We start from the raw sequence: 22659 nt of genomic DNA, 5'->3' as shown, positions 1-22659 counted from the left end.
ATTAGACATGCTCTAATGCCTGCCGGGGACGACATCAGGCCCCGGATCGCGGCCTGCAGCAGTCTCGGTCAGGCGGCCGAGATAGTGCGCCCAGCCTTTTGCATGGTTGGCGCATTGTTCGGCATTGGGCAGCCCGCTGTGCGTCAAGCGGAGCAGCGTGCCATCGGGCAATTCGGTCAGGTCGATTTCGACCAAGCCCGAACCCGGCGGCACCTCCTCGTCGCCATCCCAGCCGAAGCTGTAGGCAAGGCGATGTACCGGCACCACTTCCCGGAAAGAGCCACGGGCGAATTTTTTGCCGGTCACGTTGAGCAGATACAATCCTCCAGGCCGAGGGTCGAGTTCGGCCGCGGTTCCCATCCAGCTCAGGATTTTTTCAGGGTCGGTGAGGAGCGCGAACACTGCAGCGGGCGGTGCGGAAATATGCGCTTCGCGGCGAACGACAAGGTCTTCTGGCATCGGTTTCTCCCGTCGTTGCCACGGCTTGCCCTTAGCAAGCCTGGAACGGAGCATGTCTCGCCGGCGGCGAAGTGTCCGGGTGCCGATCCGCAGCCGTGTTGCACATCGCGGCGCCTGAGATAGGCACTGTTTTCATTACCACGGCGTCGCCTGCAGGGAAACCTGGTTGCCCGGGCGACGAACGAGCAAAAACCGTCACACTGCTCCCTATTTTGCCGCACCGCCGCGGATGAAATTGATGACGCCGGAGAAATCCTCGTTGCCATGGCCGTCATTGTTGAACAGGCTGTAGAGTTGTGCTGCCTGCGCGCCGAGCGGCGTCGTCGTGCCCGTCGCCATGGCGGCCTGTTGCGAGAGGCGAAGGTCTTTCAGCATCAGCGACGCGGCGAAGCCGGGTTTGTAGCCGTTATTGGCGGGTGAGGTCGGCACCGGGCCTGGCACGGGGCAATAGGTGTTGATCGACCAGCATTGCCCTGATGAGGTGGAGGCGACGTCGAACAGCGCCTGATGCGACAGGCCGAGTTTTTCGGCGAGCACGAAGGCCTCGCAGACGCCGAGCATGCTGATACCGAGGATCATGTTGTTGCAGATCTTGGCCGCCTGGCCCGTGCCGGCCTCGCCGCAATGAATGATGCGCCGGCCCATCTGGGCGAGAACCGGCTCGGCGCGGTCAAAGGCATCCTTGGCGCCGCCGCACATGAAGGTCAGCGTCCCGGCTGCCGCACCGCTGGTGCCGCCGGAGACCGGCGCATCGAGCGAAGCACAGCCGGTATCTGCGGCGATCGCATGCGCCTTGCGGGCGCTCGCGACATCCACGGTCGAGCAGTCGATCATCAGCATGCCGGACCGGACGAGGCCGGCAAGCTCGCTCCAGACCGCGACGACATGCGTGCCCGCCGGCAACATGGTGATGATGATGTCGGCATCACTGACAGCGTCGGGGAGTGAGCCAGTGTCGGCGACGCCCATGCCGGCCGCAGCCTTGCGCGAGGACTCGGAGAGATCGAAGCCGCGCACTGTGTGCCCTGCCTTGACCAGGTTGGCGGCCATTGGCCCACCCATGTTTCCGAGACCGATGAAAGCTATGGTCGCCATTTGATGTCCTCCCTTGTCATTGCTCGAAAAGTGGGCGCGGATGCGGTGCGAAATAGGAATCGATCACATTCTGGTCGACCTCGGCCAGCGCGCCAGGCGCCCATTTCGGATTGCGGTCCTTGTCAATCACCGCGGCCCGGATGCCCTCGTAGAAATCCGGGCTTTTCAGCACGGCATGTGTGGCGGCGAATTCCATTGCCAGGCAGGCGTCGAGGTTTTTGCTTGCGCGCGCTTGGCGGAGCAGCCGCAACGTGACGTTCATCGAGGTCGGCGAGCGGGTGGTAAGGAGAGCACCGGTGGAGGCGGCAAATTCGCCGGATGTCCAAGCGAGAGCATCAATAATGTCTTCGACAGTGAGGCGGGCAAAGGCGTCTTCGACGACCGCGCGCATGTCCTCCGTGACATCCGGAATAGGCGGGGTTGAAAATTCGGCAAGGACGTCGTTGATCCGATCGCTCTGGCTTTCCGGCGGCAGGGCGGAAAGTGCTGCGGCCAAAGCTTCYAGCCGCGCATGCGGCACATGCCAGTCGGCCATCCCCGCGGCGAGTGCTGCGGCGGCGCCGACCGTCGTGCCGGTCAGGCCGAGATAAGTGCCCCATTCGCGGTTGGGCCGCGACAGCAGCCAGGTCGCGCCGACATCCGGGAAGAAGCCGATGCTGGTCTCCGGCATAGCGAGCTTTGTCCGATCGGTAACGATCCGGTGGCTGCCGTGTGCGGCAATACCAACACCGCCCCCCATGACGATGCCGTCCATGATCGCGACATAGGGTTTCGGAAAACGGGCGATGCGGCTGTTGAGACGATATTCCTCGCGCCAGAAAGTCTCCGCGAGCGGCGTGCCGGCTTTGCCGCTCTCATAGATCATCCGGATATCGCCACCCGCGCAGAGCCCCCGGTCGCCCTCGCCGGTGACGAGCACGAGCGCCACGCCGGGATCCGTCTCGAAGGAATCGAGCGTCGCTTCGATCGAGCGCACCATGCCGAGTGTCAGGCTGTTGAGCGCTTTCGGTCGATTGAGGCTGATATGTCCCACCGAACCCGACTTGCCAACAAGGATTTCGGCTCGTTCGTCGCCTTGCAGGAGCATTCCGGTTCCTTTCATGCCACATATGAGACGATGATGACGCATGTGTGCCGCGATGGCCATAGGCTATGACAAGCTGCCAATTTGATCGATGGGCGCATCTCCTGTCCGCGAAGAGCTTTTCCGAGAAGGGCAGCCGTCAACAGTGGCGAAGTGATCTCGCTGGGCGGGCGCATAGAGGGGATGGGGAAACAACGTCGGCGCCCGCCGCGGCAACGGCTGGCAACACTGTTGAACAGTAAACTTGGACTGTCTTTCGTCGTATCGACGCCTGGCATCGCGACAGCGCTTTCAGCTCTATAGCCGGCGGCCGGTGAAGCGCGGGTCGAGACGAGGGCTCGACCCTGCAAGTTGGCGTGGGTCTTCGCGTCAAATGCCGTCACCCTGCTCGCCACCGGATAGTACCTTGGGGTTATGTTCGGCCCGGACGTCTTCCGTCATGTTTTCGTCACAATAATAAACGGAGCGAAGAGGCGAACAACATGACGAATCCCGTGAAACTTGACCGCGCGCTCGGACTTTGGTCCGTCGTGCTCTTTGGCCTTGCCTATATGACGCCGATGATCGTCTTCGGCACGTTCGGGGCGCTCGCCTCGACGAGCCAGGGCACCACGGCCATGTCCTATCTCGTGGCGGCGGGGGCGATCCTGCTCACCGCGATCAGCTATGGTGTCATGGCGCGGGTCTATCCCGTCGCCGGATCTGCCTATACCTATGCCCGCAAGTCGATCAGCCCCAGCATCGGCTTTCTCGTCGGCTGGGCGGTGCTGCTCGATTATTTCTTCCTGCCGATGGTGATCTGGCTGATCGGCGCGGCCTACCTGACTTCGGCCTTTCCGACGATACCGGCCTGGGTCTGGATCATCGGCTTCATTCTGCTGACAACCGTGGTCAATGTCGTCGGCATTGCCTTTGCCAATCGCGTCAATCTGATCCTGATGGTCGTGCAATTGGCGATCCTGGTTGCCTTCGTCTTCCTCGCGGTCCGCTATGTGATCGCTGCCAACGGTCCTGGCGGACTGGTTTCCGCAAAACCCTTCTTCACCGCCGGCGTGCCGTTCTCGGCATCGATCGCCGGAGCAGCGATTGCCGCCTATTCCTTCCTTGGTTTCGATGCGGTCTCGACGCTGACCGAGGAAACCAAGGATGCCAAGCGCACCATGCCGCGGGCGATCCTCATCACCGCATTGGCCGGCGGCCTGATCTTCGTCGTCTCGGCCTATTTCACCCAGCTTGCCCATCCGGGCGGCACGTTTATGTCGGTCGATGCCGCCGCAACCGAGATCGCCAAGGCGATCGGCGGCGATGTGTTCGTGACAGTCTTCCTGGCGACGCTGGTCGTGGCACAGTTCACCTCCGGTCTTGCCGCCCAGGCCAGTGTCGGCCGCCTGCTCTACGCCATGGGCCGCGACAACGTGCTGCCGTCCAGTTTCTTCGGCAAACTCGACGCCAAGTGGCACACTCCGCTGCTCAACCTGGTGTTGGTCGGCATTGTCGGCCTGCTGGCCCTGACCATGGATGTCACGACCTCCACGTCGTTCATCAATTTCGGTGCCTTCCTGGCGTTCACCGCGGTCAATATCTCGGTGATCGCACTCTATCTCCGGGGTGACGGCCAGGTGAAGCCGCTCGGCGCCATTGTCGGTCTGGTCATTCCGGTCCTGGCGGCGGTCTGCGACCTCTTCCTGCTCTGGAATCTCGACAGCAATGCCAAGATCCTCGGTCTGATCTGGCTGGTCATCGGCATTGCTTATCTCGCTTACCTGACCCGGTTCTTCCAGGCCGCGCCTCCCGAGATGGATTTCGCCGAGTAAGGGTAAATGAGGCCCGGTTTCGGCCGGGCCTCACGCCATGAACACGCGGAACAACTCCGCCTGGCTGGAAATGTTGAGCTTGGCGTAGATCTGGCGGCGATGGACCTTGACCGTATTCATAGATAGTCCGAGCACGGCGGCGAGCGAGAGGTTGGAATGCCCTTTGAGGATCAGCGTCACAATCTCCAGCTCGCGTTTTGTCAGCAGGGGATGCTCAATCCGGGCCGCCGGCGCGGCGTTCTTGATGTCCAGGGACAGGCTCGGCACATGCCGCCAGTGACGTTCACCGAATGCACAGACGATCGGATAGGCCGCCCTCAGCTGCTCGAGATCGCCATCGGAAAACAGCGGCGCGTCGCCGGTCCGCGACAACGACAGGACGGCAAGAAAATCGCTCTCGAGCCGCAGGACGAAGCCGATCTCGTCGATGATCTCGGTCGTCGCATAATGCTGCCGGTAATATTCGGTCTGCCGGAAATCGTCGGGTGCGATATCGCGCATGACAATCATCCGCTGCGTTCCATTCTTCCTGACTGCATCGTAGAACGGGTCGAGCAGGAAAGCGCCGGCGAGGTAGCGGTCGACGATGATCGACCGATCGGCGACGATCTTCTCATTATAGAGATCGAAGGCGTGGCCACTGGGGGAATAGATGAAGCCGTTCATCATCTGGAACGGCGAGATCAGGCGGAGCGCAGAAGCCAGGGCATCCGGAAAGCCGCGCGCGCCGATGGCATTTGCTGCATGCGCAAGCGCTGCGTTCCAGGCGTCGAAGGCAGGCGTCCGGCGCGGCGGTTTTGGGGCGGAATGCATTGGTTGTCTCTGGGCAGGTCTGGTGCGCGGCGGCTCTTGCAGCAAGCGCGCTTTCGGTGGGAAATGCAACAATCGAGTGATGGGATGAGCCTATGAACAAGCCGATGACCACGACCGAAGTCGGGCATCCGCTCGACCTCTCGGCAACCGAGATCGCCCGCGGCATCCGCGACGGGGCCTTTACGGCCGAAACCGTAGTAAGCGAGTCACTCAGTCGGGCGCGGGCGATCAATGCCACCTTGAACGCCTTCGCCCTCATTCGCGAAGAAAAGGCGATGGTCGCGGCGCGCGAAACCGATGCGAAGATAGCACGCGGCGAGGCGGCCGGACCGCTGGCCGGAGTTCCCTTCGCCGCCAAGGACCTGACGCCGACCGAAGGCGATGTGACGACACTCGGCTCGTGGACCAGAGGCGACTGGGTGCCGGCGAAAACGGCCCTTTGCATCCGCCGTTTACAGGCGGCAGGCGCCATCCTGATTGGCAAGACGACGACACCGGAATTTGCCTATTCGAGCTTCACCAACAGCCCCCGCTGGGGCATCACGCGCAATCCTGTCGATCCGCAACGGACCTCCGGCGGTTCCTCCGGCGGCTCGGCGGTGGCGGTGGCCACTGGCGTCGTGCCGTTCGCTGAAGGCACTGACATGGGCGGCTCGGTGCGCATTCCGGCGGCCTTTTGTGGCACTGTCGGACTGAAGCCCAGTCTCGGGCGTATCCCGATGACCATCTTGCCAAGTGTGTTCGACAATATCTCCCATTTCGGGCCGTTGGCGCGCAGCGTGGATGATGCGACGGCGTTTATGATGGTTGCCTGCGGTCCGAACGACGAGGATATTTCGTCCCTTCCGATCGGCTTCGATCCCGCCAAGGTGGCGCGGAGTGTCGAGGATCGGCGGTTCGCGCTGTCGATGGATCTCGGTTACTATCATATCCAGCCCGAGGTCGAGGCGTCGATCCGCAATGCGGTGGACGAATTGCGGAGGGCGGGAGCGATCGTCGACGAGGTGCCGATGCACTGGTCGCGCGCCGTCAACGACGAGTGGTTCGATCTCTGGTGCGTGTTCATGTCGGGTTATTTCGGCGACACGATCGCCACCTATCGCGACCGCATGGATCCGAATGTCGTTTCGATGATCGAGCGCGGCCTGAGCTTCAACGCCACGACCTATAAACGGGTGGAACTGCTGCGCACCGCCATGTGGCGCGACATGGCCGGGATTTTCGAGAATTACGACGCGCTGCTTTGCCCGACCTGCGCCATCACCGCGCCATTGGTGACCGAAACCGACGATGATTATGTTGTTGACCTGCCAGATGGGCGGTTCAAGGGTTTGGATCTGACCTGCCCATTCAACATGCTGCCGCAGCTGCCGGCGCTATCGCTTCCAGTCGGCCGCGCGACCAATGGCTTACCTGTCGGCCTGCAGATTGTCGGCAGGCGTTTCGCCGACGAAGAGGTTCTGGGCTTTGGTGCTGCACTTGAGGCGCGTTTCGCTCGACCAGACGCGATGTAAAACATATTTCTAGCTTTTTGGCTCACTCCCTTTCAACAGGGTCTGGGCGATGCCTGCAGCGACAGTGACATGCGCGCGACAAGCCTCCGCAGCGGCTTCGGGATCATTGCGGTCGATGGCGGCGAAGATCTCGCGGATCTGCGCCGGGCCTGAGGTTGTCCGGTTTGTCGTCGACAGCGTCATGACGCGCAGACGTGAGATGCGGCCATTGAGCCGGCTAACGATCTCCCAGGCGATATTGTGGCCGCTTGCTTCAAAGATGATCGAATAGAATTCCGTCGTGGCGTCGAGAATGCCGGGCGGGGAATTCTGCTGCGAGCAGCGGTCGAGCTCATCGAGCGCCTGCCGCAGCCTCGTCTTGATCTTCTCGTCGGCCACCCGGGCGCAGTCGGCTACCGCGGTTGATTCGAGCGCGGCGCGGATGTCGTAGATCTGCCGCGCATCGTCCCAGCTGAGGCGGGCGACGATCGGCCCCTGCTTGGCCAGCATCTCCACCAATCCCTCCGCCTCGAGATGGCGGATCACTTCGCGGATGACGGATCGGGAGACGCCGAGTTGGTCGCAGAGCGTGCGCTCCACAAGCCGCGCTCCCGGCTCGAACAGGCCGGCAATGATGGCGCGGCGCATGCGGTCGAGCGCTATTTCCCGAAGGGTTACGGGCGGGGTTTCGATGCGGAGGGCCGCAAGATTCTCGACGGTCTTGGTCATGGCTTTGTGTAGCCCTAAATTTTTTTTTGCACAAGTCTTGACACTCGGTCTTATGGTATACCAACATATGAGGAGACAAATGGACAGGAGGATACCGTGGCGGCGACCATCCGTAAGACTTTGCTGCACGTGGAAACCACGCTGATCGAAGGCGGCCGCGAGGCGCCGGTACCGCTGAAGCTGATTGCGGCCATGGCGGTGGTGAAGAATCCCTGGGCGGGGCGCGGCTTCGTCGAAGACCTGAAGCCGGAAATCCATGCTGTCGCTCCGGTACTGGGTGAGTTGCTGACCAGGATGATCATTGACACGGCCGGCTCCGGCGCCGTGGTGGAAGGCTATGGCAAGTCGGCGGTGGTTGGTCTCGACGGTGAGGTCGAGCATGCCTCGGCGCTGATCCACACTTTGCGCTTCGGCAATCATTACCGTTCGGCGGTCGGCGCCAAATCCTATCTCGCCTTCTGCAATACGCGCGGCCCGGCCAATGCGCCGATCATGATCCCGCTGATGGACAAGAACGACGAAGGCCGGCGGTCGCACTACCTGACGATCCAATGCGCCATCCCGGATGCGCCGGCGGCCAATGAGATCGTCATAGCATTGGGTGCTTCGATCGGCGGCCGCCCGCATCATCGCATCGGCGACCGTTACCAGGACCTTAGGGAGTTGGGCCACGATGTTGCAAACCCTGCAGCGGTCTAAGACAGTTTCGGGCGCTGCCTATGTCGAGTGCGGAGAGGGCGACGAGACGCTCGTCCTTATCCACGGCGTGGGCATGCGCATCGAAGCCTGGGGACCGCAGATCGATGCGCTCGCATCCCAATGCCGGGTGATCGCGGTCGATCTGCCGGGCCACGGTCTTTCCGCGCCGCTTGGCAGGCCGCCGCAGCTTTCCAATTTCGTCGCGTGGTTCGACCGGTTCCTCGACGAGATGGATCTTGGCCGGGTCAATGTTGCCGGCCATTCCATGGGCGCATTGATTGCGACCGGCATCGTGGCGACAGCGCCGGAGAAGATACGCCGCGTGGCCTTGTTGAATGGTGTGCACAAGCGCAGCACCGGGGCACGCGAGGCGGTCGAGGCGCGGGCCGATGAAATCGTCAGCGGCTTCTTCGATCGCGAAGCGCCGCTGGAACGCTGGTTTTCCCCCGAGGAGACGACGAGCGACGCCTATCGGCTGGTGCATGACCTGCTGCAGGCCGTCGACGCTGCCGGCTATGCGACCGCCTATCGGGCATTCGCGACAGGGGATTCGGTCTATTCGGATTGTTGGGCTCGCGTCGCCTGTCCGGCGCTGTTTCTCACCGGTGATGGCGACCTGAATTCAACGCCGAAAATGGCGCAAGACATGGCCGCCGCAGCGGCGCATGGAAAATCCGTGGTGATCAATGGCCATCGTCACATGGTCAATCTCACCGCGCCGGAACACGTGAACGCGGCTTTGGCCGACTGGTTGACATGGGAGGTGGGGAATGACGTTTGAACCCAGAGCCTTGCGTGATGCATTCGGCGCGTTCCTGACGGGCGTGACCGTGGTTACCACGACGACCGAGGACGGAGCGCCGATCGGTTTCACGGCCAACAGTTTTACCAGCGTTTCGCTCGATCCGCCGCTGCTGCTCGTCTGCCTCGCCAAGACCTCGCGAAATTACCAGACGCTGACCACGGCAAAAGGCTTTGCCGTCAACATCCTCTCCGAAGGGCAGAAGGACGTCTCCAATACCTTTGCGCGGCCGGTCGAAGATCGCTTCGCGGCGGTCAACTGGAAGACAGGCCCRTTCGGCTCGCCGGTCTTCGCCGATGTCGCCGCCTGGTTCGACTGTTCGATGCATCAGCTCGTCGATGCCGGCGATCACGTGATCCTGCTCGGCAAGATCGAAGGCGTCGAGAATACCGGCAAGACCGGCCTCGGCTATGCGCGCGGCGGCTATTTCACGCCGGCATTGGCCGAGAAGACGCTGCTCGCCAATACAGATGGAAGTCTCCTGCTTGGCATTGTCGCGGAGCGGGATGGTGAAATCCTGCTGGTCGACGATGGCAAGGGCGGCTGGACATTGCCTTTCGTCGAAAAGGGCGAAACCGATGGCATCGAGGCGTTAGAAAACTATGCCGCCGATGAGATCGGGCTCACCAGCCAGACCGGGCTTCTCTACTCGGTCTACGAGGACACCAAGACCGGCCGCCAGCATGTCGTCTATCGCGCGACGCTCGGTGCGGGCGAACCGAAATCGGGAAGACTGTTTCCGGTGCAGGCGCTTCCGGTCGCCGACATCGCCGACAATGCGGTGCGCGAGCTTGTGAAGCGCTATTCTGCGGAAAGCATGCTGGGCAATTTCGGCATTTATTTCGGCGATCAGGATAAGGGCCGGGTGCATGCCGTGGCCACGAAAGGGTAAGTCATGAAATTCTCGCTGTTCGTCCATATGGAGCGGCTGAATGCAAGCCAGAACCACAAAGAGCTCTACGACGAGTTCATTGCGCTCTGCGACATAGCCGACAAGGGTGGCATGCACGCGATCTGGACCGGCGAGCATCATGCGATGGATTTCACCATCGCGCCGAACCCGTTCGTCAATATCGCCGATCTGGCGCGCCGCACCAAGAATGTCCGCCTCGGCACCGGCACGGTGATCGCGCCGTTCTGGCACCCGATCAAGCTCGCCGGCGAAGCGGCAATGACTGACATCATCAGCGATGGCCGGCTCGATATCGGCATCGCCCGCGGCGCCTATAGTTTCGAATATGAGCGGCTGTTGCCGGGCCTGGATGCCTGGGGCGCCGGCCAGCGCATGCGCGAATTGATCCCGGCAGTCAAAGGTGTGTGGGCGGGTGACTATGCCCATGACGGCGAGTTCTGGAAATTCCCGGCCACCACCTCGGCGCCGAAGCCGTTGCAACAGCCGCATCCGCCGATCTGGGTGGCGGCGCGCGATCCCAACAGTCATGAATTCGCCGTTGCCAATGGCTGCAATGTCCAGTGCACGCCGCTGGCCAATGGCGAAGCCGAAATCGCCAGCCTGATGGAGCGGTTCACCGCGGCCTGCGCCAAGGCGCCCGATATTGCCCGGCCGAAGATCATGCTGCTGCTCCACACCTATGTCGGCAGCGACCAGGCCGATATCGCCCAGGCGGCAAAGGAATTGAGCGTCTATTACAACTATTTCTTCGCCTGGTTCAAAAACCAGCGGCCGATCAGCCAGGGGCTGATCGAGCAGTTGACCGAGGAGGAGTTGAACGCCAATCCCAACCTCGCGCCCGAGACGATGATGGCCAACATGCCGATCGGCAACGCCTCCGAAGTCATCAGGCGGCTCAAGGTCTACGAGGACCTCGGCTATGACGAATATTCCCTCTGGATCGACAGCGGCATGAGTTTCGAGCGCAAGAAGGCGTCGCTCGAACGTTTCATCGCCGATGTCATGCCGGCATTCCAGTGAGGCGGTCATGCAGAGCTTTCAGCAATTCATAGACGGCACATTCGAAGACGGTTCAGCCCGTTTCGACTCGGTCGATCCTGCGACGGGTGCTGCATGGGCATCGATGCCCGAGGCGCGGGAAGATGATGTCGACCGCGCCGTCAAGGCCGCGGAGCGGGCGCTCTGGAGCGGACCCTGGCCGGCAATGACGGCAAGCGCGCGTGGCAAGCTGCTCTACCGCCTCGCCGACCTTGTCCAGGCGAACGCTCCGCGGCTGGCTGAACTGGAAACCCGCGACACCGGCAAGATCATCCGCGAAACCTCGGCACAGATCGCCTATGTGGCCGACTATTATCGCTATTATGCCGGCCTTGCCGACAAGATCGAGGGCGCGACGCTCGCCATCGACAAGGCCGACATGGATGTCTGGACGCGCCGCGAGCCCGTGGGCGTGGTCGCCGCGATCGTGCCGTGGAACAGCCAGCTGTTTCTCGCCGCGGTCAAGGTCGGGCCGGCGCTGGCCGCTGGATGCACGCTGGTGGTCAAGGCCTCCGAGGATGGCCCGGCGCCGCTGCTCGAATTCGCCCGCCTTATCGACGAGGCCGGTTTCCCCAAGGGCGTCGTCAATGTCATCACCGGCTTCGGCCCGTCCTGCGGCAGCGCTCTGACCCGCCATCCCGGCGTTGCCCATATAGCCTTTACCGGCGGTCCCTCGACAGCGGCGCACGTGGTGCGCAATTCGGCGGACAATCTCGCCAGCACGTCGCTGGAACTCGGCGGAAAGTCGCCGTTCATCGTCTTTGCCGATGCCGATCTCGAAAGTGCGGCCAATGCCCAGGTCGCCGGCATTTTCGCCGCGACCGGGCAGAGCTGCGTTGCCGGCTCACGCCTCATCGTCGAGGCATCGATCAAGGATCGCTTCGCGGCGATGCTGAAGGCCAAGGCCGAAGCGATCCGTATCGGCTCGCCGCTTGAGATGGCGACCGAGGTCGGCCCGCTCTGCACGCGCCGCCAGCGCGACGGTATCGAAAAAGTGGTCGCCGCGTCGATCAATGCCGGGGCCAAGGTGGTGACGGGCGGCCAAGTCGGGGAGGGGGATGGCTTCTACTATCTGCCGACCATTCTCGACTGCGATGGCGTCAACGCACCGTCGGTCGAGACCGAGCTGTTTGGTCCGGTCCTGTCGGTCATCTCATTCGCCAACGAGGAAGAGGCGGTGGAACTGGCCAATTCCACCCGCTACGGTCTTGCCTCCGGCGTCTTTACCCAGAACCTCACCCGCGCGCATCGCATGGTCAAAAAGATCCGCGCCGGCATCGTCTGGATCAACACCTACCGCGCCGTTTCGCCCATTGCGCCCTTCGGCGGCTACGGCCAGTCGGGCCACGGCCGCGAGGGCGGCCTGGCGGCGGCGCTGGATTTTACCCGCACCAAGACGGTTTGGCTCAGGACATCCGACGATCCATTCCCCGATCCCTTCGTGATGAGGTGACGCCATGTTCTACGAGATCCGCACCTACAGGCTGAAGAACGGCGCCATTCCAGACTATCTCAAAGTGGTCGGCGAAATCGGCATCGCCATCCAGAAGAAGCATCTGGGAAATCTGGTCGGCTACTTCTCGTCTGAGATCGGGCCGATCAACGAGATCGTCCACATCTGGGGTTTTGTGAGCCTCGATGATCGCCAGGCGCGGCGTGCCCGCCTCGCTGCCGATCCGGAATGGCAGGCTTTCCTGCCTGATATCCGCGACCTCATCGTCACTGCGGAAAGCAAGATCATGACGCCGGCGGCCTTTTCGCCGCTCGGCGGGACCAAGCCTGCCTAACGACAACCAGACGACCAAGCAAAAAGGAAAAGGGAACATGAAAAATAGGATTGCGATCGTACTTCTCACCGCCACACTCGGCTTTGCCGGCATGGCGCGTGCCGAAGACATGGTGTTCACCAGCTGGGGCGGCACCACCCAGGATGCGCAGAAGACCAATTGGGCCGAGAGCTTCACCGAAGCAACGAAGATCAACGTCACCCAGGACGGCCCGACCGACTACGGCAAGATCAAGGCCATGGTCGAGGCCGGTAACGTGACCTGGGACGTCGTCGACGTCGAAGGCGACTATGCCGTGCAGGCGGGCAAGAAGGGCCTATTGGAAAAGCTCGATTTCTCGGTCATCGACAAGTCCAAGCTCGACCCGCGCTTCGTCACAGACTATTCGGTCGGCAGCTTCTATTATTCCTTCGTCATCGGTTGCAACAAGGACGCCATCAAGGACTGCCCGAAAACCTGGGCCGACCTGTTCGACACCAAGAAATTCCCCGGCAAGCGCGCCTTCTACAAGTGGTCTGCGCCCGGTGTGATCGAGGCAGCATTGCTGGCCGACGGCGTGCCGGCGGATAAGCTCTATCCGCTCGATCTTGAGCGCGCCTTCAAGAAGCTCGACACGATCAAGTCCGACATCGTCTGGTGGGATAGCGGTGCCCAGTCACAGCAGTTGCTGGCTTCCGCCGAAGCACCGTTCGGCTCGTTCTGGAACGGCCGCCTGACCGCGCTGGCCGCGACCGGCGTCAATGTCGAGACATCCTGGACCAACAACATCACCGCAGCCGACGCGCTCGTCGTGCCGAAGGGCGCCAAGGACAAGGCTGCGGCGATGAAATTCATCGCCAATGCCACCAGCGCCATGGCGCAGGCGCAGTTCGCCACCACGACCGGCTATGCCCCGACCAATCTCGACTCCAACACGCTGATGGATGGCAAGATTCGCCAGACATTGCCGGACATGCAGGCCGATACCCAGGTCAATGCCGACATGGATTACTGGGCGGATCATCGCGACGAGATCGGCACCCGCTGGTATGCTTGGCAGGCCAAGTAATTTGAACCGGAGCGGGCCGGTTGCCGGCCCGCTCGCACCCTCTTTCTGGATCATGATCCTATGGCCACTTCAGCAGTGATTGCGGGCACAAGCGTCGAGCGCAGGCGAAATGGCAGTTTCAGCTATGTGCTGCCGGCGCTGGTGCTGATCGCGCTGTTCTTCGTCGTGCCGGTATTGATGCTGCTGCTGCGCAGCGTGCTGGAGCCGCAGCCGGGCTTGCAGAACTATGCCGAGCTTCTCGGTTCGACCACCTATCTCAGGGTCTTCCTCAATACATTCACCGTGGCCGGCCTGGTCACCCTCATCTCGGTCCTGATCGGCTATCCGGTCGCCTGGCTGCTCGCCATCATGCCGGAGCGCTGGTCGCGGCTGGTGCTGGCGATCATCATCCTGTCGATGTGGACCAATCTTCTGGCGCGCACCTATGCCTGGATGGTGCTCTTGCAGCGCACCGGCGTGATCAACAAGACTCTGATCGGCCTCGGCCTGATCGACCAGCCGCTGGCGCTGGTCAACAACCTGGTCGGGGTCACCATTGGCATGACCTATATCATGCTGCCTTTCGTCATCCTGCCGTTGATGGGCGTCATCCGCTCGATCGATCCGGCAACGCTGCGGGCAGCCGCGCTCTGCGGCGCCAACAAGGCGCAGTGCTTTTTCCGTGTCCTGCTGCCTTTGTCGTTGCCCGGCATCGCTGCTGGGGCGCTCATGGTCTTCGTCATGTCGCTCGGCTATTTCGTCACTCCGGCCCTGCTCGGCGGTACGGCCAATATGATGCTGGCGGAACTGATCGCCCAGTTCGTGCAGTCGCTGGTCAACTGGGGCATGGGCGGGGCCGCAGCACTGGTGCTGCTGGTCGTGACGCTGGCGCTCTATGCGGTGCAGCTGCGCTTCGTCAATCCCAACAAGGCGAGGTAGGCGATGCTGCTCGATTTCGACAAGCTTGGCGGACTTCGCATATTCCTGGTCGGGCTGGTGGTCGTCGTCTGCCTGTTCCTGATCCTGCCGATCGTGTTCATCGCGGCCCTGTCGTTCGGTTCGTCGCAATGGCTGATCTTTCCGCCGCCGTCGTGGACCTTCCGTTGGTACCAGGAGCTATTCGCCGATCCGCGCTGGTTCCTGTCGGCGCTGACCAGCCTCAAAATTGCGGCCATCGTCACCGTTCTCTCCGTCGTGATCGGCTTTCTCGCCGCGCTCGGCCTCAATCGCGGCACGTTCGTTGGTCGGGATGTGCTCCGCGCGCTGTTCCTGACGCCGATGATCCTGCCGGTCGTCGTGCTTGCGGTCGCACTCTACGCGCTCTTCCTCAGGCTAAACCTTGCCGGCACGACGATTGCCTTTGTCATCGCCCATCTCCTGATCGCCCTGCCGTTCTCGATCATCTCCATCGGCAATGCGCTCGATGGCTTCGACAAGTCGATCGAGGATGCGGCCGTGCTTTGCGGCGCCAGCCCCTGGGAGGCGCGGCTCCGGGTGACAGTGCCGGCGATCAGCCACGGCATTTTCGGCGCCGCGATCTTCTCCTTCCTCGCATCCTGGGACGAGGTGGTGCTGGYGATCTTCATGGCCAGCCCGACATTGCAGACGCTGCCGGTCAAGATCTGGTCGACGCTTCGACAGGACCTGACGCCGGTGATCGCCGCCGCTTCCACACTTCTTATCGCCTTCACCATCCTTCTGATGATCGTGGCGGCGCTCTTCCGCAAGGGACGAAAAGCATGAGCGAATCCTTTCTCAGCATTCGCGGCCTCCGCAAGGTCTATGGCCCGGTCACGGCGATCAAGAATGTCACCATGGATGTTGCCGAAGGCGAGTTCATGACCTTTCTCGGCCCTTCGGGCTCGGGCAAGTCGACGACACTCTATATCCTTGCCGGCTTCCAGGACCCCAGCGAGGGCGATATCCTGCTCAACGGCAAGTCCCTACTGGCAACGCCCTCCCACAAGCGCAATATCGGCATGGTCTTCCAGCGCTACACGCTGTTTCCGCATCTGTCGGTCGGCGAGAACGTGGCTTTTCCCTTGCGCATCCGCCGCCGGCCGCAGGCCGAGATCGCCGAGCGCGTCAAGGCTGCGCTGAAACTCGTGCGCCTCGAAGGTTTCGAGGACCGCAAGCCGGCGCTGATGTCCGGCGGCCAACAGCAGCGCGTCGCGCTGGCGCGGGCACTGATCTACAATCCGCCGGTGCTCTTGATGGACGAGCCGCTCTCGGCGCTCGACAAGAAGCTGCGCGAGGAAATTCAATTTGAGATCCGCCGCATCCACCAGGAAACCGGCGTCACCATCCTCTATGTCACCCATGACCAGGAGGAGGCACTGAGGCTTTCCGATCGCATCGCTGTGTTCAGTCAGGGCGAGATCGACCAGATCGGCACTGGTAAAGAGCTCTATGCCAACCCCGCAACCCGCTTCGTCGCCGGCTTTATCGGCGACAGCAATTTCATCGACGCCAGGATCGATGCGACAGACGGCAAGCAGGCGCGGGTCGTGCTTCCGGACGGGACCGTTGTCGCAGGCGTGCCGATGCATGGGGCCAAGGCGGAAAGCGGCAAGGCGTCGTTGCTGCTGCGTCCGGAGCGTATAGAGCTGGAAGCGGGCCTGGTTCCCGGCGCGTTTGGCGGCGTCGTGCGCGACCTGACATTCCTCGGCAACAACATCCATGTTCTGGTCGAGCCCAAGGGTGTACAGCCGGTCTCGGTGCGTCTGCCGTTTGGCCATGGGGCRCTGGCCGGCCTCGCGGTCGGGCAGGATGTGTCATTGAGATTCAGCCCGGAAAGTGCACACGTTTTCATGTGAGCTGCGATGACCTATCGCAGAAAATCATGCGGGGAGGTGCCGCCTGTGTCGCGCGCGCTGCTGGCAGGCGTTTGCTGGCCGTCGAGAAAACCCATGTCGCGCTGGAGATGCAGCGGGAACTCGCCGAGGTTGACGTAACGGGTCCTTGATCGGGTGATCGAGACCTTGGAGAGGCCGGTCAGGAGGACGGCGGCAAGTCTGGTCAGTGCCGACTGCTTCGGCGATGCGGCGAGCAAATTCATCGGAATGAGCCTTTTCGAACGGTGTTGATCGAGGATAGTATCCGCGCAGTGTCGCGTTCTTTCCAATCGAAGATCGGRCAGCATTCATAAGGGGGCTTTATCGATCTATGGTCTGGCAGCTACCGCCGCTCCCTGCGATCCGCGTGTTCGAAGCCGCTGCGCGCCTGGGCAATTTCACGCGGGCGGCGGAAGAACTGGGAATGACCCAGGCTGCCGTCAGCTACCAGATCAAGGTGCTGGAGGAGCGCGTCGGCGCCCCGCTGTTCATCCGGAAAGCACGGCAAGTCACATTGACGGAAACCGGTGACGCTCTTGCCAGTCGGGCGACGCAGGCTTTCTCGCTGCTGTCGGAAGCCTACCGGTCCGCCCGGGATGGGGCAGCCGGGCAATTGTCGATCACCACCATGCAGACCTTCGCCTCGAACTGGTTGTCCGAGCGGCTGGGCCTGTTCCAGCAAGCCCATCCCGACATTGCCGTCCGCCTCGACACGTCCAACCGCATGATCGATCTCACAAAGGAGGAAATCGATATCGGTATTCGCGTCGGCGCGGGTGAGTGGGCCGGGCTGACGTCGCACTTTTTGTTCAAGTCGAACTATACGCCCATGCTCAGCCCCCGGCTTGCGGACAGCGTCGGCGGTATAAGGGAGCCCGCCGATCTCTACAAAATCCCGATTCTCGGCCATACCGATCCCTGGTGGACCGTCTGGTTCAAAGCCGTTGGAAGCGAATACAGGCCGGAGCGAGTCAGGCCCGGCCCGATGCTGGGGGCGCAATTCTATGAAGCGGTGGCCGCGATTGCCGGACAGGGCGTCGCCATACTGACGCGCAATCTGTATCAGGCGCATGTTGCCGATGGCCGCCTGATCCAGCCGTTCCCGATCGAGGGTTCGGATGGCCACAGCTACTGGCTTGTCTATGCGACCGATCGGAGGAACATGCTGAAAATCAAGCTGTTTAGGGAATGGCTGCTGGAACAGACGAAGACGCTGAGGAAGAGCGATTGATGGTCTGGCTGTAGACTTGAGCGTGGTGATGAAGGGTCGGGCAATTGCGTTTGACCGCATACCCCCCTCTGCCCTGCCGGGCATCTCCCCCTCGAGGGGGGAGATTGGGCAAAGGCACGAGCCTTGGCTCAAATATTTGTCGAGGGCCGGGTTTGAAACGCTTGTGTTGGGCAGGGCGGTGCGCCATCCAATCTCCCCCCCTTGAGGGGGAGATGCCCGGCAGGGYAGAGGGGGGTGAGCCACAAGCGATAGCTCCCAATAATGGCTTGTTCACGATAGGGGGCTTAAGGCGCTACGGGTGCCAGGCAGCGCGGCAGGTCCGGCCTGCCGCGCATTCCGCCATCACATTCGCGCTTACGCCGCTTGCGCTGCCGCCGTCATCTCCTCCACCAATTTCCGCGCGGCGACGAAATCCACCTTGCCGGTGCCCAGGACAGGAACCTTGCCGACCCGCACTTCGGCCGGCACCATCATCTCCGAGGCGCCCCTGGACTTGGCGAAGGCGAGGAAGTCGGCGCGGGTGGCGTTCGGCGCTTCCGTCAACAACACCAGCCGTTCGCCCTTCTTGGCGTCGGGCATCGCGCTGACTGCGGTCAACTGCCCGGGCCAGAACTCGGCGGCCAGGGTTTCGACTGCTGCCAGCGAGATCATCTCGCCGCCGATCTTGGCGAAGCGCTTGGCGCGGCCGCGGATCTTGACGAAGCCGTCTTCGTCGACAGTGACGATATCGCCGGTGTCATGCCAGCCATCCGCCGGGGGATCGATGACGCCAGGATTTTCAGCCCGGAGATAGCCGGCCATGACATTGGCGCCGCGGACATAGAGGCGTCCGCCCTCGTCGATGCCGGGCACCGCTTCGAGCTTCCATTCCATGCCGGGCAGGAGTTTGCCGACCGTGCCCGACTTGTTGTACATCGGCGTGTTGATCGAGATCACCGGCGCGGTTTCGGTAACGCCATAGCCTTCGAGAATGCGCAGCCCGAATTTCTCCATATAGGTTTCGCGGGTCGAGGCTTTTACCGGCTCGGCGCCGGAGAAAATGTAGCGGATCGAGCGAAAATCATAAGGATGCGCGGTCCGGGCATAGCCGTTGAGGAAAGTGTCTGTGCCGAAGATGATCGTGGCATTGGAAATGTAGATCAGTTCCGGCACGACGCGATAGTGGAGCGGCGACGGGTAGAAATAGACCGGCACGCCCGAGATCAGCGGTAATATCGTGCCGGCCGTCAGGCCGAAGGAATGGAACACCGGCAGGATGTTGAACACCTTGTCGCCGCTGTGGAAATCGATGCGGGCAGCGGCCTGGGCGGCATTGGACAGGATGTTGYGGTGGGTCAGCACCACGCCTTTCGGCGTGCCCTCGGAGCCCGAGGTGAAAAGGATCACGGCCGGATCGTCGGGCGCACGCTTCACCAGTGGTCGGGCTTTGTGAAGGAGGCCGCGAATCTTGTCGAACAGGCTCACCTGGGCGCGGAGGTCGTCGAGCCAGACGATTTTCACCTGCTTCTGCAGTTCCTCGACCACCGGGCCAAGCTTGGCCTGGGTGACGAAGGCGCGGGAGGTCAGCACATGCTCGACCTTTGCCGCCTTGCAGGCCGAAAGAATATTGGCGGCACCGGCGGTGAAGTTCAGCATGGCCGGCACTTTGCCCGCTGTCATCAGCCCCAGGATCGTGGCGGCAGCGCCATTGGCATTCGGCAGCATGACACCGATATTGTCCTCGGCAAACATCGTGCGGAACTTGGCGCCGAGCACGGCGGCACCGGTGAGCAGCTTGGAGTAAGTGAGTTTGCCGGTGACCGGATCCTCGACGGCGAGCTTCTTCATGCCGTATTCCTGCGCAGCATCGACGACACGCTCCAGCAGCGTGGAGGACGTGTCCGAGGTCCGGAACATCAGGTCCGACATCACCTTGTAGAGGGCGGCACCGGCGGCGGTGCGACGCTTGCGGCCCTTGAGTTCGGCAGGCACTTCCAGCTTGACCGGTTCGAGAACGGTGACCTTGACCTTGGGGAACCAGCGGCGGCGGATCTTGCCGTCGTTCATATAGGAGGCATAGCTCTTTTCCAGGCCGTCGATGCGGACAGGCACGACCATGGCGCCGGTCTTGTCGGCCACCATGGCGGCGCCGTCATAGACCTTCATCAGCGTGCCGGTGACGGTCAGCCGTCCCTCCGGGAAAATGCCGATCGGATGGCCATCCTGGACCACCTTGATCAACGACCGGGTCGCCATAGGCTTGGTCGGGTCGAGCGGCAGGAATTTGGCGAATTTCAGGAAGGGCTTAACCCACCAAGCCTGGGCGATCTTATAGTCCACCGCAAAGACCGGCTCTTCCTCGGTGATGGCGAGCGCCAGCGCGCCGTCGAGCAGGCTGACATGGTTGAGCGCGATGATCGGTGCCGGACCGGCCTTCTTGATGTTCTCCAGCCCATCGACCTCCAGCCGCATGAAGGCCCGGAACAGGATGGAAATGAAATCGCGGAACGGGTTGGTCGGCAGGGTCTTGAGCATCGCCCAGGCGACGACAAGATTGATCACGCCCAAGCCGATGAGGATTTCAGGGATAGTCAGACCAAGCTTCTGCAAGCCGGCGACAATGCCGAGGCCAACGGTGATGAACAGCGCCGACAGCACATTGGCAGCGCCGATGACGCGGGCACGATGGTCTTCATGCGCCCAGGTCTGCAGCGCTGCGAAGGTCGGTACGGCGACAAAGGCGCCGGCGAGCGCGAGGCCGGCAAGGTCGATGGCGACGCGGATGGTGTTCGGACCGGCGAAGAAGGCACTGATATCAGTCGCATGGGTTGCGGAATGCAGGCCCCAGAGATTCCAGGCAAGATCGAGGCTGAAGACGGCAAGCAGAGCGGTGCCGACCGGGGCTGGCAGCAGGACGACGCGACCGGCTGACATCCAGGCGGCAATCGCCGAGCCGACGGCAACGGCAATAGCGAAAACGGTGAGATAGACGGGTACGATGATTTCCGAGCCGCCGAGCAGTTCCTTGACCATGGGCGGCAGGATGGAGAGCACGAAGGCGCCAACGAGCCAGAACCAGCAGTTCATCAGAGCCGAGCGCCAGAGCCGCTTGTCATGGCGGATTTCCGTGACGAGATTATAGCTCGAACGGATAACGTTCCTGTCGATGGCGAGGTCCGGCGCCTTGCGACCGGTCGCAGGAATCATCCGGCTCGACAGCCAGCAGATCACCGAAAGGCCCATCATCATTGCACCGAACACCAGCACGTTGCCGCCTTTTTCAAAGGCAAAGGCGGCAGTGATGGTGCCTGAAAGGATGGCAATGAAGGTGCCGCCCTCGATCCAGGCATTGGCCTTGGGCAATTCCTTGCGCTCGAGGTGATCGGGCAGGATGCCGTATTTGATCGGGCCGAACAGCGATGAAACGACGCCGAAGCCGAACAGAGAGAGCATCAGGACCCAGATCGAGGAGAAAGCGAGGCCAATGACGGCGAGCGCCGCGACCGCGATTTCGCAGCGCTTCAGGAGTTCGGCAATTTTTGCCTTGTCATATTTGTCGGCGAGTTCGCCGGCGATGGCCGAAAACAGCAGGAAGGGCACGATCAGGATCACGCCGGCAAGGGTCACCAGTGCTTCGCCATCGGAGGCGCTCATCTGCACGAGAATCAGGAACACCAATGTGTTCTTGAGGAAATTGTCGTTGAACGCGGTGAGGAATTGCGTCCAGAACAGCGGCGCGAACTTCTTCGACGTCATGAGATTGCGTTGCATCGGGCTTCCCTTTCGGTGTCGGGAGAGAAAGCCACAGAGTTGGTTACGCAAATCTTTCTGCGTTCAACAACTCTGTGGTGTGGTTAAGACTTGTTAATTCGCGTCGGTGCCTTTGATGCCGAAGAGCAGCTTTTCCGTCTTGGCGTCTTCGACCTTGCGGATCAGTTTTTCCGCCTCCTGATTGTCCCTGAGCGTCTTGGTGACATTCACCGTCGTCTGGACCAGCATCAGAATACCCATGGTGAGATAGCCTTTGCCCCAAAGGTCGAGCGGCATCAGGTAGATGCCGAGCGCCAGCATGAGTGCGGCGACGCCGAAGCTCAAATAAGAAAAGCTGATCCAAGCCGGGGAATGTTTCTGGAAACCTTCATTCATAGTCGTGTTCCTTCGATTGAGTTGAAGACGTTCAAGTGCCGGGGTTCATTCGCGATCTGAGACGGGCAAGCACATCGTCGGCAGAGCGGCGCAGAGGCGTGCCGCAGCCGGCTTCCGCCAGCCTGTCGATGATCGTGGCCGGATCGACCGCGCCGTCCATGCCGGCCAGGGCCGCTGCGGTCAGGTCGACTTGCTGCTGGCGACGACGCAGGCGTTCCAGGGTTTCCTCGGCGTCGCGCAAGGTCGCGAGACCTTCGGGCATGGCGTGGCTGAGGCGCTGGGTGCTTTCGGTGGCCCGCACCAGCCGTTCGCCGCGCTTGAGTTCGCGCAACCGCATTTCGGAAGCGAGGACGACGGCCTGCAGCTTGGAAATCTCGGCGGCAAACTGCGCCTGCGCTTTCACGGAGGTTTCGCACTCCGTTTCGATCAGCGCGATGGCTTCCGCGGCATCGCGCGCCAGGGCGTGCTTGCCCTGTTCGAGCGCCGCGATGGTGCGCTCTTCCAGGTCTTTCATCCTGGCGGCGAGGGCGCGGTGCTGTGCCTCTTCCTGCTGGCTCTGGGCAATCGCCATGGCGACGGCATGCCTGGCGGTCTGGATGGCGTCGGCCGCTTCGCGGATTTGTTGGGCCAGAAGCGGCAGGGCGTGACGATCGACGAACTGCTGTTCGGCTTCGAAAGCCTGGCCACGTATGAGGGTCAGAATCTGTTTGAACATT

General features: G+C 62.0%; 22 protein-coding genes. 13 read left to right on the top strand and 9 right to left on the bottom strand.

What is annotated here, in order from left to right; translation table 11 throughout:
* Nucleotides 1–12 precede the first annotated feature (12 nt).
* The 3 genes from AC1DYF_RS32710 to AC1DYF_RS32700 all read right to left on the bottom strand — a co-directional run bounded on the left by AC1DYF_RS32710 (nt 13) and on the right by AC1DYF_RS32700 (nt 2641).
* Nucleotides 13–459: an SRPBCC family protein gene (locus AC1DYF_RS32710; RefSeq protein WP_477882044.1), complete on the bottom strand. Its 447-nt coding sequence runs from the start codon at nt 457–459 to the stop codon at nt 13–15.
* 207 nt (nt 460–666) lie between these two features.
* Nucleotides 667–1554, bottom strand: coding sequence for a 3-hydroxyisobutyrate dehydrogenase (gene mmsB / locus AC1DYF_RS32705; RefSeq protein WP_477882042.1), 888 nt, complete (start codon nt 1552–1554; stop codon nt 667–669).
* Nucleotides 1555–1570: 16 nt separating this feature from the next.
* Complete coding sequence (locus AC1DYF_RS32700) at nt 1571–2641, bottom strand: enoyl-CoA hydratase/isomerase family protein (RefSeq protein WP_477882041.1); 1071 nt, start codon at nt 2639–2641, stop codon at nt 1571–1573.
* Between the two features lie 479 nt (nt 2642–3120).
* Here AC1DYF_RS32700 and AC1DYF_RS32695 point away from each other — a divergent pair, with 479 nt between their 5' ends.
* Nucleotides 3121–4452: an APC family permease gene (locus AC1DYF_RS32695; protein WP_477882039.1), complete on the top strand. Its 1332-nt coding sequence runs from the start codon at nt 3121–3123 to the stop codon at nt 4450–4452.
* Between the two features lie 30 nt (nt 4453–4482).
* On the opposite strand, the gene AC1DYF_RS32690 is transcribed toward AC1DYF_RS32695, so the two are convergent.
* Nucleotides 4483–5265 (bottom strand): helix-turn-helix transcriptional regulator, encoded by a 783-nt coding sequence (locus AC1DYF_RS32690; RefSeq protein WP_477882038.1) that lies wholly within the window; start codon nt 5263–5265, stop codon nt 4483–4485.
* 92 nt (nt 5266–5357) lie between these two features.
* On the opposite strand from AC1DYF_RS32690, the gene AC1DYF_RS32685 reads away from it, so the two are divergent.
* Nucleotides 5358–6779 (top strand): amidase, encoded by a 1422-nt coding sequence (locus AC1DYF_RS32685; protein ID WP_477882037.1) that lies wholly within the window; start codon nt 5358–5360, stop codon nt 6777–6779.
* 9 nt (nt 6780–6788) lie between these two features.
* On the opposite strand, the gene AC1DYF_RS32680 is transcribed toward AC1DYF_RS32685, so the two are convergent.
* Nucleotides 6789–7487, bottom strand: a complete 699-nt coding sequence (locus AC1DYF_RS32680) for a GntR family transcriptional regulator (protein WP_477882036.1) — start codon at nt 7485–7487, stop codon at nt 6789–6791.
* 96 nt (nt 7488–7583) lie between these two features.
* Between AC1DYF_RS32680 and AC1DYF_RS32675 the strand changes: the two genes are divergently transcribed.
* From AC1DYF_RS32675 to AC1DYF_RS32630, 10 genes are read left to right on the top strand one after another with little or no spacing between them, the layout of a single operon-like run.
* The gene (locus AC1DYF_RS32675) at nt 7584–8186 is read left to right on the top strand and encodes an amino acid synthesis family protein (RefSeq protein WP_477882035.1); all 603 of its coding nucleotides are present in this window, start codon (nt 7584–7586) and stop codon (nt 8184–8186) included.
* Nucleotides 8161–8967 carry an alpha/beta fold hydrolase gene (locus tag AC1DYF_RS32670; RefSeq protein ID WP_477882034.1) on the top strand — a complete coding sequence of 269 codons (807 nt, stop codon included), beginning with the start codon at nt 8161–8163 and terminating at the stop codon, nt 8965–8967. Before AC1DYF_RS32675 ends, AC1DYF_RS32670 begins: the two co-directional genes overlap by 26 nt.
* Nucleotides 8957–9880, top strand: a complete 924-nt coding sequence (locus AC1DYF_RS32665; protein WP_477882033.1) for a flavin reductase — start codon at nt 8957–8959, stop codon at nt 9878–9880. Before AC1DYF_RS32670 ends, AC1DYF_RS32665 begins: the two co-directional genes overlap by 11 nt.
* A gap of 3 nt (nt 9881–9883) precedes the next feature.
* Nucleotides 9884–10921, top strand: coding sequence for an LLM class flavin-dependent oxidoreductase (locus AC1DYF_RS32660; RefSeq protein WP_477882032.1), 1038 nt, complete (start codon nt 9884–9886; stop codon nt 10919–10921).
* A 7-nt stretch (nt 10922–10928) separates the two neighbouring features.
* Entirely contained in the window at nt 10929–12392 is a 1464-nt protein-coding gene (locus AC1DYF_RS32655; protein ID WP_477882030.1) for an aldehyde dehydrogenase, read from the top strand.
* A 4-nt stretch (nt 12393–12396) separates the two neighbouring features.
* Complete coding sequence (locus AC1DYF_RS32650) at nt 12397–12726, top strand: NIPSNAP family protein (RefSeq protein WP_477882029.1); 330 nt, start codon at nt 12397–12399, stop codon at nt 12724–12726.
* 37 nt (nt 12727–12763) lie between these two features.
* Nucleotides 12764–13774 carry an ABC transporter substrate-binding protein gene (locus AC1DYF_RS32645; RefSeq protein WP_477882027.1) on the top strand — a complete coding sequence of 337 codons (1011 nt, stop codon included), beginning with the start codon at nt 12764–12766 and terminating at the stop codon, nt 13772–13774.
* A gap of 60 nt (nt 13775–13834) precedes the next feature.
* Entirely contained in the window at nt 13835–14692 is an 858-nt protein-coding gene (locus AC1DYF_RS32640; protein ID WP_477882026.1) for an ABC transporter permease, read from the top strand.
* Nucleotides 14693–14695: 3 nt separating this feature from the next.
* Complete coding sequence (locus tag AC1DYF_RS32635) at nt 14696–15496, top strand: ABC transporter permease (protein ID WP_477882024.1); 801 nt, start codon at nt 14696–14698, stop codon at nt 15494–15496.
* Entirely contained in the window at nt 15493–16569 is a 1077-nt protein-coding gene (locus AC1DYF_RS32630; RefSeq protein WP_477882023.1) for an ABC transporter ATP-binding protein, read from the top strand. Before AC1DYF_RS32635 ends, AC1DYF_RS32630 begins: the two co-directional genes overlap by 4 nt.
* 11 nt (nt 16570–16580) lie before the next feature.
* Here AC1DYF_RS32630 and AC1DYF_RS32625 read toward each other — a convergent pair whose 3' ends face one another.
* Nucleotides 16581–16811 (bottom strand): hypothetical protein, encoded by a 231-nt coding sequence (locus AC1DYF_RS32625; RefSeq protein ID WP_477882021.1) that lies wholly within the window; start codon nt 16809–16811, stop codon nt 16581–16583.
* Nucleotides 16812–16918: 107 nt separating this feature from the next.
* On the opposite strand from AC1DYF_RS32625, the gene AC1DYF_RS32620 reads away from it, so the two are divergent.
* Complete coding sequence (locus AC1DYF_RS32620; protein WP_477882020.1) at nt 16919–17818, top strand: LysR substrate-binding domain-containing protein; 900 nt, start codon at nt 16919–16921, stop codon at nt 17816–17818.
* A 354-nt stretch (nt 17819–18172) separates the two neighbouring features.
* On the opposite strand, the gene AC1DYF_RS32615 is transcribed toward AC1DYF_RS32620, so the two are convergent.
* The 3 genes from AC1DYF_RS32615 to AC1DYF_RS32605 form a co-directional block, all read right to left on the bottom strand.
* Nucleotides 18173–21568, bottom strand: coding sequence for an acyl-[ACP]--phospholipid O-acyltransferase (locus tag AC1DYF_RS32615; protein ID WP_477882018.1), 3396 nt, complete (start codon nt 21566–21568; stop codon nt 18173–18175).
* 93 nt (nt 21569–21661) lie between these two features.
* Nucleotides 21662–21943: a YiaA/YiaB family inner membrane protein gene (locus AC1DYF_RS32610; protein WP_477882017.1), complete on the bottom strand. Its 282-nt coding sequence runs from the start codon at nt 21941–21943 to the stop codon at nt 21662–21664.
* Nucleotides 21944–21974: 31 nt separating this feature from the next.
* On the bottom strand, nt 21975–22658 hold the full coding sequence (locus AC1DYF_RS32605) for a PspA/IM30 family protein (protein WP_477882016.1): 684 nt from the start codon (nt 22656–22658) through the stop codon (nt 21975–21977).
* Nucleotide 22659: the final 1 nt, after the last annotated feature.

Source organism: Rhizobium sp. P2_G9, assembly GCF_056403475.1.
Note: the sequence above shows the minus strand (reverse complement) of the source record. Positions and strands in the feature narration are given on the sequence as shown.